At 40.3% G+C, this 13,575-nt stretch carries 12 protein-coding genes and 1 pseudogene; 8 read left to right on the forward strand and 5 right to left on the reverse strand.

The features are described from left to right. Nucleotides 1-386 precede the first annotated feature (386 nt). On the forward strand, nucleotides 387-1,907 hold the full coding sequence (locus EHS89_RS14390; protein ID WP_124926856.1) for a DUF4365 domain-containing protein: 1,521 nt from the start codon (nucleotides 387-389) through the stop codon (nucleotides 1,905-1,907). 334 nt (nucleotides 1,908-2,241) lie between these two features. On the opposite strand, the gene EHS89_RS14395 is transcribed toward EHS89_RS14390, so the two are convergent. Further along, on the reverse strand, nucleotides 2,242-3,402 hold the full coding sequence (locus EHS89_RS14395) for a ComEC/Rec2 family competence protein (RefSeq protein ID WP_124926857.1): 1,161 nt from the start codon (nucleotides 3,400-3,402) through the stop codon (nucleotides 2,242-2,244). A 148-nt stretch (nucleotides 3,403-3,550) separates the two neighbouring features. Further along, nucleotides 3,551-3,869: pseudogene (locus EHS89_RS21390) on the reverse strand (IS5/IS1182 family transposase); the annotation flags it as partial. Nucleotides 3,870-4,524: 655 nt separating this feature from the next. Between EHS89_RS21390 and EHS89_RS14400 the strand changes: the two are divergent. Continuing rightward, entirely contained in the window at nucleotides 4,525-4,767 is a 243-nt protein-coding gene (locus EHS89_RS14400; RefSeq protein WP_124926858.1) for a hypothetical protein, read from the forward strand. A 539-nt stretch (nucleotides 4,768-5,306) separates the two neighbouring features. Continuing rightward, nucleotides 5,307-5,531 carry a hypothetical protein gene (locus tag EHS89_RS14405; RefSeq protein ID WP_124926859.1) on the forward strand — a complete coding sequence of 75 codons (225 nt, stop codon included), beginning with the start codon at nucleotides 5,307-5,309 and terminating at the stop codon, nucleotides 5,529-5,531. A gap of 277 nt (nucleotides 5,532-5,808) precedes the next feature. Here EHS89_RS14405 and EHS89_RS14410 read toward each other — a convergent pair whose 3' ends face one another. Beyond that, nucleotides 5,809-6,477: a hypothetical protein gene (locus EHS89_RS14410; RefSeq protein WP_124926860.1), complete on the reverse strand. Its 669-nt coding sequence runs from the start codon at nucleotides 6,475-6,477 to the stop codon at nucleotides 5,809-5,811. A 285-nt stretch (nucleotides 6,478-6,762) separates the two neighbouring features. Here EHS89_RS14410 and EHS89_RS14415 point away from each other — a divergent pair, with 285 nt between their 5' ends. Further along, entirely contained in the window at nucleotides 6,763-6,948 is a 186-nt protein-coding gene (locus EHS89_RS14415) for a hypothetical protein (protein ID WP_124926861.1), read from the forward strand. A 69-nt stretch (nucleotides 6,949-7,017) separates the two neighbouring features. Here the strand turns inward: EHS89_RS14415 and EHS89_RS14420 are convergent, their stop codons facing one another. Next, nucleotides 7,018-8,163 carry a pentapeptide repeat-containing protein gene (locus tag EHS89_RS14420; RefSeq protein WP_124926862.1) on the reverse strand — a complete coding sequence of 382 codons (1,146 nt, stop codon included), beginning with the start codon at nucleotides 8,161-8,163 and terminating at the stop codon, nucleotides 7,018-7,020. Nucleotides 8,164-8,539: 376 nt separating this feature from the next. On the opposite strand from EHS89_RS14420, the gene EHS89_RS14425 reads away from it, so the two are divergent. The 3 genes from EHS89_RS14425 to EHS89_RS14435 all read left to right on the forward strand — a co-directional run bounded on the left by EHS89_RS14425 (nucleotide 8,540) and on the right by EHS89_RS14435 (nucleotide 11,490). After that, nucleotides 8,540-9,532 (forward strand): hypothetical protein, encoded by a 993-nt coding sequence (locus EHS89_RS14425; protein WP_124926863.1) that lies wholly within the window; start codon nucleotides 8,540-8,542, stop codon nucleotides 9,530-9,532. 505 nt (nucleotides 9,533-10,037) lie between these two features. Then, nucleotides 10,038-10,793: a FadR/GntR family transcriptional regulator gene (locus EHS89_RS14430; protein ID WP_124926864.1), complete on the forward strand. Its 756-nt coding sequence runs from the start codon at nucleotides 10,038-10,040 to the stop codon at nucleotides 10,791-10,793. A 121-nt stretch (nucleotides 10,794-10,914) separates the two neighbouring features. Further along, a complete protein-coding gene (locus tag EHS89_RS14435) occupies nucleotides 10,915-11,490 on the forward strand; it encodes a Z-ring associated ZapG family protein (RefSeq protein WP_124926865.1) in 576 nt (191 codons plus the stop codon). 57 nt (nucleotides 11,491-11,547) lie between these two features. On the opposite strand, the gene EHS89_RS14440 is transcribed toward EHS89_RS14435, so the two are convergent. After that, the gene (locus tag EHS89_RS14440) at nucleotides 11,548-12,309 is read right to left on the reverse strand and encodes a Nif3-like dinuclear metal center hexameric protein (protein ID WP_124926866.1); all 762 of its coding nucleotides are present in this window, start codon (nucleotides 12,307-12,309) and stop codon (nucleotides 11,548-11,550) included. Nucleotides 12,310-12,404: 95 nt separating this feature from the next. On the opposite strand from EHS89_RS14440, the gene EHS89_RS14445 reads away from it, so the two are divergent. Continuing rightward, the gene (locus tag EHS89_RS14445; RefSeq protein WP_124926867.1) at nucleotides 12,405-13,541 is read left to right on the forward strand and encodes a S1C family serine protease; all 1,137 of its coding nucleotides are present in this window, start codon (nucleotides 12,405-12,407) and stop codon (nucleotides 13,539-13,541) included. The last annotated feature ends 34 nt before the right edge of the window (nucleotides 13,542-13,575 follow it).

The following is a 13,575-nucleotide window of genomic DNA, read 5'->3' on the forward strand; positions in this document are numbered from 1 at the left end:
CAGGCACAAGCCTATAGATCCTGTTGCAAAGTCAGATCCAGGGACTTCGGATATAGAGCTTGAAGTTTATCTGGAGCTAAAACGACAACGACTTGTCAATGAAGATAAATAACCACCAGCTCTTTAGAAACTCACCAGGCATTCCATCTTACCCCAACCTACTCTTCACTGGCTGTCCGTGGAATCGGGGTAAAACCAATATGAAATACCTACTCAAAACCTATAGCCCAGTTTCTAGAAGACACATCCCTCTTCTGGATTAGAATCAAAGCAGCCTAATCCATATCAACGAGATAGAAGTCTATTCAGGTAAAATGATACACTTAATTAGAAATAACTTGTTAATTAATCTCTTTTTTATTTCGTAACAGAAAAGGCCGTGTACGATGTCAAAAGTCAAATCCAAACCTCAAAAAATAGGAGAAGCTGGGGAGGGGCTAGTTAGGTATTGGGCTCCAATGAATATGCACTCGGCAAATAAATTTGAGAATGATTACGGATTTGACTTCACATTCCAACAATTTACAAATAATGGCGATCAACAGATTGCAACTGGTGCATTTTTCGTTGTCCAATGCAAAAGTACAACTTCGAAAAATAAATACAAATACGTTACGTTAGATAAAAGTGACATTATACTTCATTTATATTCAAACATTCCTGTTTGTTTATTAGGAGTAGACATAGATAAAAAAGATGTAAGACATTTATTCTTGGACAAAAATCTTGTAAATAAATACTTAGACTTTCTCAATTCTGATAGTAAAACGCTAAGCTTAAATTTCTACACAGATCTGAATGATGAGTCTGAGTTTATCACCAATTCAAAATCACATACACAACCAGGCTTTTCATTAACCCTTAGAAGCCACATCATAAACTCACTAATACGTAAGTATGCGCCAGGAACCAAGCTATCTGTTTCAGAAGACAGTGGTCAAACACAATTAAATATTGAATCCCCCTTCCTAACAAAAATAGTCAACCCAAACCACCTATTCGGAGCCCCAAGAAAAGATGAAATAAATGATATCATCAACAAAAATGTACTTGATATCCTTAAGCAATACTATCCTGACTTCAATTCACTTCATCTCTATGGAGCGGTAGGCTCGGATAGTACAATATCTTTTGGGGAGCAAAAAACAAAAGCAATAACATACCCTCATAGTAAATTTATCGAATATAGAATGAAGTGTGGTCTTACTTTTCGATTCGGGCCTTGCGAAACCACTCAAGATGGAAAACATACACACTCATCAAGCTTTACTGTATCTGATTCCTCATTTCCTTTGTTTAGCTGCCAAAGCGATGTCAACCTTTTTGGATCTTACAAATCATCTTCATCACTATGCTTAAACGACCACTTAATGATACAAAAAATAAAAAAATGGGAGGAATTAAATTCACTTTTACTTGTATTAAAAGAAGTAATTGATGCATTTATAATATCACCTGAATGGTTTCATGATCTTTACCTATCAGAGCTTAACAGCCCTGAAAACTATTATTCTTATGCACTTTTATCATCTCTCGTAAAAAAAGAACAAAATCTATTTCCCGAGTTTACACTTGAGCCAGAATCTCAATCAAATTCTCTTAAAAAAGTACATAGCACTGGAACTGTCCCAATAGTTTTCAAGATAAACAATCAGCCCAAAATCGCAAATATAAAATGTAATTTTACATACGTATTGAACGACAATGACGTTATTACTGGAATTGGAATTGGCAAAGCAAAGTCCTTCCAAGTATTAGATTTGGACTGGCCTGCTGATGAAATTTATGCTCCCGAAATTTGGGCTTTTAAAAACTGGCCTGCAATACCAATGTTTGGGAAGACATCAATTGAATTTAAAGACACTGATCGAACTCTTCCTTTTGAAATCATTCAAGACTCAGAATGACAAGTATAAAACCTCTACGATAGACTGGTCGATTCAATTCCTGATTCTTTATGCTTTTCAGCAAATTCAAATTCAGGATTAAAGTGTTCATAGTGAACAACTGCATTCCCACATATAATGCAACCGAAACCACATCGTTTTCGTACAGCTCTCTTTATTGATGAAGGGATATTTCGTGATAAACCATACTTGTTTTTCATAATTGCTACCGTTTGGCCAATTATCCTTAAATATCGCTACGTCAATTAATATACGTGGGCGAGGTAGTGACACCTATATCTATGGGGTGATCTTTTGAGATGGATTTCCATAGAGTCAGAGTTACACATATCGATCATTTCTGTCTAACCCAACTTCTAATCTCAAAATGGCAGATTGAATGATCACTTTCGTTAACTAAAATCGGCATACCTTTGGAGTTCAGTATTGATTTAAGAGTATCTGGATGAGGATGCTTGTATCGGTTGTCTAACCCACTAGCAATAACGCAGAACATAGAGGTGTTATCACATAATTTCTCATTAAAGTTTTTCTTTGCACCATGATGAGGAATCTGAATAGTACCTACGTAATGCCAATATGACTCGAAGTTCTCATAAAGTTGCCTCCACTTGCGCCCACCCCCTGCATCATAATCACCTAAATAAATACATGCAGGATTCCTACTACAAGAATGAAAGAAATTTTTACTTTCAATATTTACCAGCCAACAGATCTGTCTTTGTTCGTCAAGGTCAGGCCCTGAATAAAGGGTTAGTGAGTTTGTGTTTGGGCCTCCTTTGATTTTTTTGAATGCTTTTATAATGTCATCTTTGACTTTAGGGTTAGGATCATCCAAGTAGTTCTTTAAATCTTGTCCCGTTTTTATTGATACTCCCATCGAACCAAGAGTTTTAGCAACTTCGGCTGCGCGATTTTCACCCTCAAAGTTAAATGGAATATATACCCAAGGCAGCGAGAGGTTTTTTTTCTTTATTATTCGGCCACTATCAATGGTAGTTATTGAGCTAGATGGTTCCTCATCTAGATCTAGCTCTTCTCCAGACCCCTCACCTGTGTATGGCTTAACAAATATTATTTTTGTACCTTCACCGTTCCTGCTTGCACGGCGGATATATCCAGCAGGGTCAGCACAGAAGCTCGAGAATTCTTTATTATTACTATACATGACCGCTAGTCTGATTTGCTCATCATGACCTATTGCTGGAAGAACAACTTTTTCAACAACGCACTTTGTTAGAAGGTATTTCAGACCATTGATGTGATCTGTATCGAAATGTGAGATGAAGAGAACGTCGAATATCTTATTCTCGAACGTATTGATCTGTTTTTCCAGAGCTACTTTAGAAGTTACCGAGCCGCAGTCATAGGCTACTCTAAACACTTCTCTAGTGCGTTTTTTACTGTTTTTTTTATGCGCAGTGTGATATCTCAGTTCTTCAGTGAAGAACCCACCTTGCCCCACAGGATGAAATATCCTTTTCACAAACAACATACTATTTCCTTATGCCCTATAGTGGCCTAAACTCTATCGACCAGTGAATCGCCACCAGTTATTTTGGCACTCACCAGCCATTTCATTTTACCCTTATCTACTCTTAACTGACTGTCTGTGGAATCGGGGTAAAACCACTATGTGTTTAACCGATTTTAGCATCAACACCAATGTGCGTTTTCATTCCAAAATGCCACTGGTTACTTTTCATGAGTTGATGCATTTCTGAATCACGTCCACCAGGCATATTCTTTGTAGAGCTTGGAGTTCTCAATGTTAGTGGCATCCATCAATGCACCTCCCTTGACGATTATTCCTACTTACGTCAGCCAACTGTTTACGTCTTAAATAGGTGGCAGGCTACATTATGACTTTCCAGTAAATGCCTGAAGTTCAATATTGTCGTGTGGCCAGGCATCGCCTTGTTTAAGCTTCATCGAGGCTATTTCATACAAAGCATCTTCCATAACAAAGTGGTTGACTTGGTTTTCAATTCTTGGTTTATTAATTATTAGCCTGATAACTCTCACTGACAGGCTTCATGTTCTGAAATTTTGCATATGCAATGATTCATTCAAATCATGGTTAAAATAGTTTTCATTTCAATGGAAGGAATTAACTATGTCTATATGCCAGGGCTGCTCCCACCGAAATACTGTCATGGGCCTCATCAATGACAACATCAATGTAGAAGACTATAGAATTATTCATAAGTCAGAAGACCCACATAGTGGCTTTGTAAATACTGTAGATCATGCATTAATTATTAATCTAAAAACAGGAGCGGCATGTGATCTACATCGCACTCTATCTATGACTATGCCTACTGATTGTAGTGACTGTGATTATTAAACATTTAAAAGAAAATTAGATTTATGAGTATGAATTATTAGTGTTGCGCACATAAAGAGGGAAAACAATCGATCACGATACAATATATTGCAGCGATTGCTATCCTAGATAGTAGCGACTACTTTACTATGCTCGCTTTTGGTCTGTAGCTAATTTTAGAATTCTTGAAAGCGGCTATGTGCCAAAAGCTGGCATAAATGTATATAGAAATAAATAATTTCATTTAGAGTTTGAGATGCATAAAGTTTTATTAATAAAAGGAAGTATTTAATGGCTATTTGGTGTGTTTATAAATGTGGAGAAAACCCTGTAGGTAGTCCAAACCCTCTTTACGGGGCTTGTCAGACTGATTATCACCTACTTCGGGAATGGCATAGCGATCCAGGCTTCCATATTTTAGAGTCTGGTTTCAAAACAGCGGATGAATGTGATAATTACATGGAAAAACATGGCCTACTTGATGTTTATAGCAGTGAAGGAATAGCTTGGCAAAAACAAAATGGTCTTCTGTAGATTATAGGTCTTATATTATAGTCGAGCCTTTGTAAAAGAGAGAGTCGATGGGATAGTTTGGCGATAGTTTTGATCATAATTAGCAAGAACATCGTAAATATCAAAGCTGATTCTTTAGCTCAAATTATTATTACTATCACAAGTATTCTAAATGTAGCACTACTGAAAGTAGTAATAAGGGTAGCTGTAAACTTCAAACCAATGAACTTCATTGTACAGAAATCGGTCAATCAACGGGATAAGAACTTTCGCTAAATGAATTGTAAGCATGTTGTAGGAAGCATTATAAGCGATACTTTCATGACGAATGAACTTGACGATATTGAAAAGATACTGGCGTCAAACCATGCATTCCAATCGTTTGGAGGACGTTCTTTTATAAAGATTCAATATTACTCTTCAACTAAATTTTTATCGATTCAAGAGTAGTCACTTTATACAAAAAAACAGTCAAAAACTCACTAGATTACTTTTTAATTTTAATCGAATTATCTGTTCAAAACTATTTTATATAACAGGCAAAAAAATGAGGGAACATCATGGCATATTATACAACTGTTAAAACAGTAAACAGTAATGGTCAAGCCATAAAAGCAGAAGTCACCTGTGGTGGTAAACCACGAGGCTTTACAGACCCCAATACAGGAGAATTGTCATTTGAGCTACGAGACAATAGTTCCTATAGCGTGTCAGCAAAGCGTTCTGGAGGCAGCGCTTCAGGAAGTGTTTATGGAGGAAAACAGATAACTTTACGATTGAGCTGAACTCAAATACTGTTCTACTGCTTCTAACTAGCAACCATTTACGAAAACAGGCCTTATACAGCTATTATTGAGTTCTTGTTAAGGCCTGCCTCAGCCGAAGATTAAGGGCAATACTATTAAAAAAATATTATCTCTAATCGTGTATTTTTACCTAACAGGTTGTGCCAACTAAGGAAGCCACCCAATTTAACCAAGAAAAAAATAAAAAATCAGTTATCATTGTGGAAATAATGTTAATTTTTTGATTAATTATAACACTGAGTTAAGAAATCAGCTATTACGTAAGGAGCTGAAATAATTTATTCCACATCCAATCTAAAGATCCACTCATAAACAAAGACAGCACGACTATCCAAAAGATATGAGCATGTCTAAAAAAATGTAGAAATAATGGAATAATAGCAACTAGCACATAGGGAATAATATTATTAAGCCCTTCATATTCTAAAGTTCGGATCTGCGCATATCCAAATAAAGTAAAAATAGCTGGGCCTAACCCATACCTAAATTTAGTCTTTGTAGTGTCTATAAATATAAAAAATGTAAAAGCTGCAATTATTAATGAAAACCATGAAGCATAACCGACTCCTGGGACGTTAGCTTTAATAAGTCCAACCCCTATAGGCAACGCTAAGAATGCGATTAGCCAATAGACCCACAAAGCAGTTTCAGGATCAAAATCGCTAGAATTTCTAGAAGATTGACTAGATAGACCAAGGATCTGATAAACTTCCTGCTCAATATTATTTACAGTGGCAGTTGCCTTGACCACATCATGGTTTCTTTTAAGGTCATCCAAGGCTGCACCCAATTGAAGAGATAGTAAACCCATGCGGTTACAATCATCGATGGTCATGTCATTATTTGAATAGCTCTTAGGATTCATTACTCCTTCATTGAGTGCCTTAATTTTTCTTAACAAGATATCTAAAGCATCATCAGACATTTAACTTCCTTATTTAGTAATAAAACAAAGCTTGAGGTGAAAAATCAAATTCAAAATCTGTAATGGTTCATATAGATTCTTTTTATCATATTTTCTATCGATAAAAAACAACAAGCTAAGGAAGGTGTTAATAAATCTAATAATTTAATTTTCACCTCCCTGGCTATACGGCCTGTAAGGAAGAAAAAAGGCATTGTTCACAGGTTCTCTAAAAGACGTGGTGTAATTTAATTACTTATTTGAAAGACTTTTGAAATAATTTCAGCTAGTTATAAGGAGTAAATAATGATTGAAAGGACTGACGTAGAGCTGGTGACACTCTATGACAGGGAACTAACCTCTCACTACCAACGCGCTAAGAAGTTAATGGAGCTGGCCCCTAAAGCTTGTCTTGCTGAAGCTCGTGTTCTGCTTGAAAAAATAGTTTATGAGTTAGCTGATAGTTACCAAATATCACTGAAAGGTAATTGAATCGACCAGCTTATCGTAGACACTTTACTGCTTGTTGTTGGACTGACCAGTAACAGAATAAAACCAAAATCAACTGAGTGGGCCTAGAAAGTCCAATAGACTGGGAAGCTGCTTAAGAGCACTTTTAGTTAATGAGCGCACCCAGATTCCAACTTGCTCCTTTGCTGCTGCTGATGCATTGTTACGTACTTCGTCGAGCAACTGTTTTCCTATTGATTTCTCCTCTTTTGTTAAATCCGAGGAGTCAATTTCCTCAATCAATTGGTAATAATTATTTGTTGTAACCATGGAAGGAAAACTATTCAGCACCCCCATATTATTCCCGTTTACAAATTGACCTCCTGTTACTTGGCCGTAAAAATTAGTCTGATTTACGGGAGGACTATTCAAGGTAGCTGAAAGCAAAGCGAACAACTTTCCCTCGTTCATCTGGCTGGTTTCAAGCTGTTTTTGTAGATTGCTTACTCGCTCTTTCAACAACTGTGTACCTTCAGTAACTTGTTCCTTTGTCCTAACTGATACCTTGATCGTTGGGATGCCCCCATAAGCTGTAACTTCTTTTACCTGAAAATCAAATTTACCGCCTTCATTGTTCAGTTGAACCGAAGCATAGTTGACCATCAAGATGGTAAGCGCATCAAAATTCTCATGAAACTCTAAATCTATCAGAGGATATGATTTGTAAATTTTTTCAAATTGCTCAGGCTTAAAACCTTTTTTTGGAAACTGCTCACGACCTAACGGATCAGTGTATACATACTCACACTGCACATCTTCAATTTCCCAACCAGTGCGACCTATTCCATAAATATTACAACCAGTAAGGATAGCTCCCTTCAAGTCGGCACCATTAAAGATAGTCCCTGCAAGATTAGCATTATTGAGAATAGCTTTTCGAAAATGCGCCCCATACGCAATCGCGTGAAACATTTTTACCTCACGCATATTCGCACGGTAAAAATTAGCGCCACTCAAATCACAAGAAGTAAAGTTTACCTTAGTGAGATCTGAGTCATCGAAGTCTGTCGCACTAAAGTCATAGTTACTCAGATCCGCACGGGGCAGACAAACCCCTATGAGATTGGGCACTTCTTGACTTTCGATCCGCCAATTATTCCAGGTTTTACTGGTTCCTTGCTTAATTGATTCTAAGAGCACAGCTAAATGTTTTCTGTCTCCTAAGAATGTATTTTGTTCCTGAAAACGATTTTCCATAATCACTATTACCCAGTTACAAAACAAATAATTTTAATTTCCATCGACACTACAAGTCGGAAATATCAATAATCAATGAGCGAATCGACCAGCTTTTGTAGGCGTTCTACTGCTTGTTTAGCTGCTGTTTTTCGAAATACTGCTCAACTCTTTGATATTCTACTCGATTCAGCTCTTTCCCATCTGATAAATTTGACTAATGCATTATGCGAAGTTAAATTGGTTTCAATGGTGCCCACCTTACTTATGCGTGAGTAGAAACAGGCCTTTATATATCTATTCCATCCCATGAACTTTTCAGCATTGACTGCTGACTCAGTTATTTAAACACGCATGAAAATTCTGAGTCTCTATGCAGTTTAATGAGGAACAGTTTATGATTCGTAAAAACTTCAGCTACGATATCCAGAAGCACTCTAAAAATCACGGTATTGCTCTTAAGCGTTCTCATGCTTACGAATTGATTGCTGCATATTTTGGCTATTCTAGCCAGGCTGCAATGGATGCATCAGGTTTTATGATGTTCAACATGTATGCCATTAACTACGAAGATTTTTCCGTCACCAATGTGACAGAAAGATCAGCACAATTAGGCTACAGCACCTCTGAAGCAGATACTTTTGCTCAAGTACTGTCCAGATTAGTTGATGAACAAAACCTTAGCTTCAGCGAATACTTATCCTCTATGGATGAGCGCTGGGAGCTGGATAATCTTGAAGAAACCAGCCTCCAAGAGCTTGAATACCTCTCAGCTACTCAACCTGGCGCACAGTATTCACTGGCATGCCTTAACGAAATTGAGCCTTCTTCAGAACGTGATAGTTATTGGTTTAAGAAGCAGCAGCAGGGTATCGAATTGACACCTTCCCAAAAGCAGTTTGCTGATGACTACGAAGCAGCACTTAATCAATTTAGTTTTTACCGTTCACTGTTAGTTAAAGCGGCTAACAATGGCCACGGTAATGCTGCTTTCGATTTAGCAGAGCAAGGAGGTAATGATGCTGATAAGTACTATCAACAAGCAGCAGAATTAGGGTGTGTAGAAGCTCAGGAATTTCTCGGACTATCTAAGAACGACATCAAATGGAAAGTTGATGCCGCTAAGGGCGGCAGTCGAGAATGCCTTGAGGAATTAGCGCGCTCAGCAGCAGATAAAAATGATGAAATCTCAGCCTTTGAAGCGCATAAATGGACTGCTCTAGCTAAACATTACGGATTCGACCTCACCCAAAGCTTGGCTGACAACGATGAAGATTATGGCCCAGCTTTCATTATCTATGTAGGACTGAACCTTCCCTCTATTGCTCAAGAAATGAAAGTAGAAGCTCATGCTGAAGCTTTCAAGATCTTCCAGCAATACTCTGATTAATAAAATAATAGGGGCTACAATATGTAGCCCATTTAGCAATTAAATGGGTCAGAATATGACCCATTTAATCAACCTAAACGGCTCATGATGGGTAATGAGAATAGCCACTATTATCTGTATTGAATCGACCAGTTGTTCGTAGATGCTCAACTACTTGCTCTGGATTGGCTGTACTTCACTAAGCACTTCCAATCATTCCAGCTAAACAACCATCTTCAGCTGGATACTCTTCTCTCCCAGCAACATCAGCTGGCCAGCCTGTCACAAGACATCTATATGCTGTAAAATGGATACAAATTAATAATAACTAATTGATCAACATTCCTACTTGTTAGGTTAATTCCATCATGACTAGGATTCTCAGGGGCAATTCCATTCTAAGTAGGATTTGCAAGACTCACCTCTCTGGACAGGTTTCGGTAACCCTTTGAAATTAAAGACATCCAAGTTCCTTTGTGAACTGGAACCGACATGACTAAATATAGCCTTAGAACAGGAAAGCGTCTTGAATCTGGAAATCGAACCCGTCGCACAACGCAGCTTATCCAGCCAGATTGCTGACCAGATCCGTCAGGCAATCATGGATGGTTCACTAAAAGCCGATGACCGTCTGCCAACCGAAGATGAACTCGCACAACGCTATCAGGTATCGCGCCCAACTATTCGCGAGGCACTCAAGCGCTTAGCCGCGCAGAACCTGGTGCGTTCACGCCGTGGCCCGACCGGCGGTACTTTTATTAACCGCCCCTCAGCAGCTGACTTGAGTGATGCCCTGAGCAGTGCCACTACTCTGCTGGTTGGCATGGATGCTTTTTCCATGGATGAGATCAATCAGACCCGCCTGTTGATGGAGCAAAACTGCATCCGCCTTGCGGCAGATACGATCACCCCCGAACAGTTACAACAACTGGAAGATGAGCTGCAGATGCAGCAGCAACCACAGCTGAGCCCGGAAGAGTTCTGCGCCTCTGATGTTCGCTTTCATCGTACTATCGCTGAAGCGTCGGCCAATCAGCTACTCAGTTTTATCATGTTCAGTATTATCGAAGCGCTCCAGCCGATTAGTAATATGGTCACTTTCCGATTCCGCGAACGTTCGGTGATTATCGATCAGCATCAGCGCTTACTCAGTGCCTTACAAAAAAATGATGCAGAACTGGCTTGTGCGGTACTGCATGAGCAGATCAGTTATCTGGCGGATAAGTATGCTGAGGTCCAGCAATGGCGCAATAACCGACACCCGGAAACACCTTCTGAATAGCATTGATCCGACGCAGCTGATCGACCAATTTAGCATAGGCATCGCTATGACTTTGGGGTATTCTTTGGGTTACGATTGCAGATAGAAATTTATGGTTTAAAAAGCGATTTAAGGAGTCTTTGTGGAAGAGAACAGCATCTGGATTATCGGTATCGTCACTCTGGCAGTCGGAGCATTAATCGGTTATCTGATAGGCCGCACAGGTAATAGTGCAGGCAAGCAACAGCAGTTGATAGATCAGCTTAACGAATCCCAGCGTGAACTGGGTGAATACAAAGAGCAGGTTAACGGTCATTTCGAGAAAACAGCGGAACTGGTTAATAACCTGACCGAGAGCTACAAAGCGGTTCACCAACATCTGGCTCAAGGGTCAGAGTCACTCTGCCTGGGTGAGCATGCACCGGCTCAACTGGAGAACAGTGAGCAGCCTCGCATCGAAGAGCAACAAGGTACAGCAACAGAGGAAGAACAGATTCCTACGGTCACAGATCAGGTTGCAGATAGCACCGAAGAGGCAGTAGTCGAACCGCCCCGGGATTATGCACCTAAGAATCCCGATGAAGAAGGAACCCTGTCTGAAAGCTTTGGCCTTAAAAAAGAAGCCGATGCAGATCAATCAGATGAAGCCTCTACTGCTTTGAAAGATCATGTCCCTGGTAACGCCCTGAAGGATGAAGATCACAAGCAGAGCGCATAACCTGTCGACCATAAAATTAAAAAAACCGGCTATTGCCGGTTTTTTTATTACGATATTTCAGACCGGATTATCTATATCAACAAACTCATGCTCAATATCAAACTCAGCGACCAAACGTTCAGCCAGAGCCTGTACTCCATAACGCTCAGTGGCATGATGTCCGGCTGAAAAATAATGGATCCCCAGCTCACGGGCATTATGTACTGTAGGTTCCGATATTTCACCTGAGATATAAGCATCGAGCCCCTGCGCCGCAGCTTTATCAATATAGCCCTGCGCTGCACCGCTACACCAGCCAACTGTTTTTATCTGGGCAGGCCCTCCTGCTATATGTAGTGCCTCTCGCTCCATAGATGCACTAATCTTAGCGCCAAACTGCTCTACACTGAGTGGTGTTACTAAGCGCCCGGTCAAGCCTATACTCAAAGGATTCTCAGGCTCAAGCCCACCAGTTATCTCAATATCAAAGCGCTCTGCTAACTGTGCATTATTACCAAGCTCAGGGTGACCGTCCAATGGAAGATGGTATGCCAGTAAGCTTATGTCATTACTCAGCAACGTTTTCAGACGACGTTTTTTAATACCGGTCACAGGCTCAGGCTCTCCTTTCCAGAAGTAGCCATGATGCACCAACACCAGATCAGCCTGGCGTTCTACAGCGGCATCAAGCAACGCCTGACTAGCAGTCACGCCGGTAACAATTTTACTGATCTCCTGCCGCCCCTCAACCTGCAAGCCATTCGGGCAATAATCCCTATACTTTTCAGGCATTAACAATTCATTACAGAACGCAACCAGTTGCTTCAATGTGGTAGCCATATTGTTATCTAAATTCCCAAAATCATCTGATATTCCGTATAATTCTAAAAACTGATGTTTAACTTTACCACTGTTATCGACGGGTATTCTCAATAATGCGAAAACTGGCGTTCCTGCTCTGGCCTATTTTGTCGGGTATTCTGGCGGCAGTGTTGTTGCTTATTTTTATGCCTGATATGTTTCAGCCTCAGGATAACAAGGTTCAGTTTCAACAAAGCGGTCAGCCTCCCGAAGGTATGAGCGGGCCTTTTTCCTACGCAGATGCCGTTGAACACGCAGCATCCAGTGTTGTTAATATCTATACCCGCACTGTGCTCGATAAAACCAATAATCAGATTTATGATGATCCTGATTTCCGTAAATATTATGACGCTGAAAACCGTCGCAAGGAGCGCATCCAATCCAGCCTTGGATCGGGAGTAATCCTAAGCCCTGAAGGCTACATTGCCACTAACAACCATGTTATTACCGGGGCCGATAGTATCGTCATAGCCCTTAAAGATGGCCGTGAAGCAACGGCAACAGTCGTGGGTGTTGACCCGGACACTGACCTTGCGGTACTGAAAATTGACTTGCAAAACCTGCCCAGCGTGACACTCAGCTCATCCGCTAATCTAAGGGTTGGTGATGTCGCTTTGGCCATAGGTAACCCTTTTGGCGTTGGCCAGACCGTCACTATGGGAATCATCAGCGCTACGGGGCGTAATCAACTGGGACTGAATACCTATGAAGACTTTATCCAGACCGATGCAGCAATCAATCCGGGCAACTCCGGCGGTGCGCTGATTAATGCAGCGGGTAATCTGATCGGTATTAATACGGCGATATTTTCGAAATCAGGTGGATCACAAGGTATCGGCTTTGCTATTCCCTCTGACCAGGCAAAGCAGGTGATGCAGGATCTTATCGATCACGGACGTGTTATCAGGGGCTGGGTTGGTGTTGAGGCTCAAGAGATAACGCCTGAACTGGCTGAGTCATTTGGTCTGAAAGATACCAGAGGATTAATTATCGCTGGTGTATTCCGCAATGGCCCCGCGCACAAAGGTGGCGTATTACCCGGTGACATATTACTGGAGATTGGCGGGGAAAAAGTTGTTAACAGCTACAACTCAATGTACAGCGTTGCCCGCATGCTACCCGGCACTATTCTACCGATAAAAGTGTGGCGCAATGGCGAACAGGTAGAGTTGGAAATCACCGTAACTGAGCGCCCAGCCAGTAATAAATAACAATCAGAACAACTAATTAGCATCGCTAGCCGAC

This window comes from Amphritea balenae, assembly GCF_003858655.1.
GTDB lineage: Bacteria > Pseudomonadota > Gammaproteobacteria > Pseudomonadales > Balneatricaceae > Amphritea > Amphritea balenae.

What these genes read in the sequence shown, in the direction of transcription:
- EHS89_RS14410 (WP_124926860.1), bottom strand. Translation starts at nt 6,477, where the DNA reads ATGTCTGATGATGCTTTAGATATCTTGTTAAGAAAAATTAAGGCACTC.
- EHS89_RS14440 (WP_124926866.1), bottom strand. Translation starts at nt 12,309, where the DNA reads ATGGCTACCACATTGAAGCAACTGGTTGCGTTCTGTAATGAATTGTTA.
- EHS89_RS14415 (WP_124926861.1), top strand. Translation starts at nt 6,763, where the DNA reads ATGATTGAAAGGACTGACGTAGAGCTGGTGACACTCTATGACAGGGAA.
- EHS89_RS14425 (WP_124926863.1), top strand. Translation starts at nt 8,540, where the DNA reads ATGATTCGTAAAAACTTCAGCTACGATATCCAGAAGCACTCTAAAAAT.
- EHS89_RS14390 (WP_124926856.1), top strand. Translation starts at nt 387, where the DNA reads ATGTCAAAAGTCAAATCCAAACCTCAAAAAATAGGAGAAGCTGGGGAG.
- EHS89_RS14395 (WP_124926857.1), bottom strand. Translation starts at nt 3,402, where the DNA reads ATGTTGTTTGTGAAAAGGATATTTCATCCTGTGGGGCAAGGTGGGTTC.
- EHS89_RS14400 (WP_124926858.1), top strand. Translation starts at nt 4,525, where the DNA reads ATGGCTATTTGGTGTGTTTATAAATGTGGAGAAAACCCTGTAGGTAGT.
- EHS89_RS14405 (WP_124926859.1), top strand. Translation starts at nt 5,307, where the DNA reads ATGGCATATTATACAACTGTTAAAACAGTAAACAGTAATGGTCAAGCC.
- EHS89_RS14420 (WP_124926862.1), bottom strand. Translation starts at nt 8,163, where the DNA reads ATGGAAAATCGTTTTCAGGAACAAAATACATTCTTAGGAGACAGAAAA.
- EHS89_RS14445 (WP_124926867.1), top strand. Translation starts at nt 12,405, where the DNA reads ATGCGAAAACTGGCGTTCCTGCTCTGGCCTATTTTGTCGGGTATTCTG.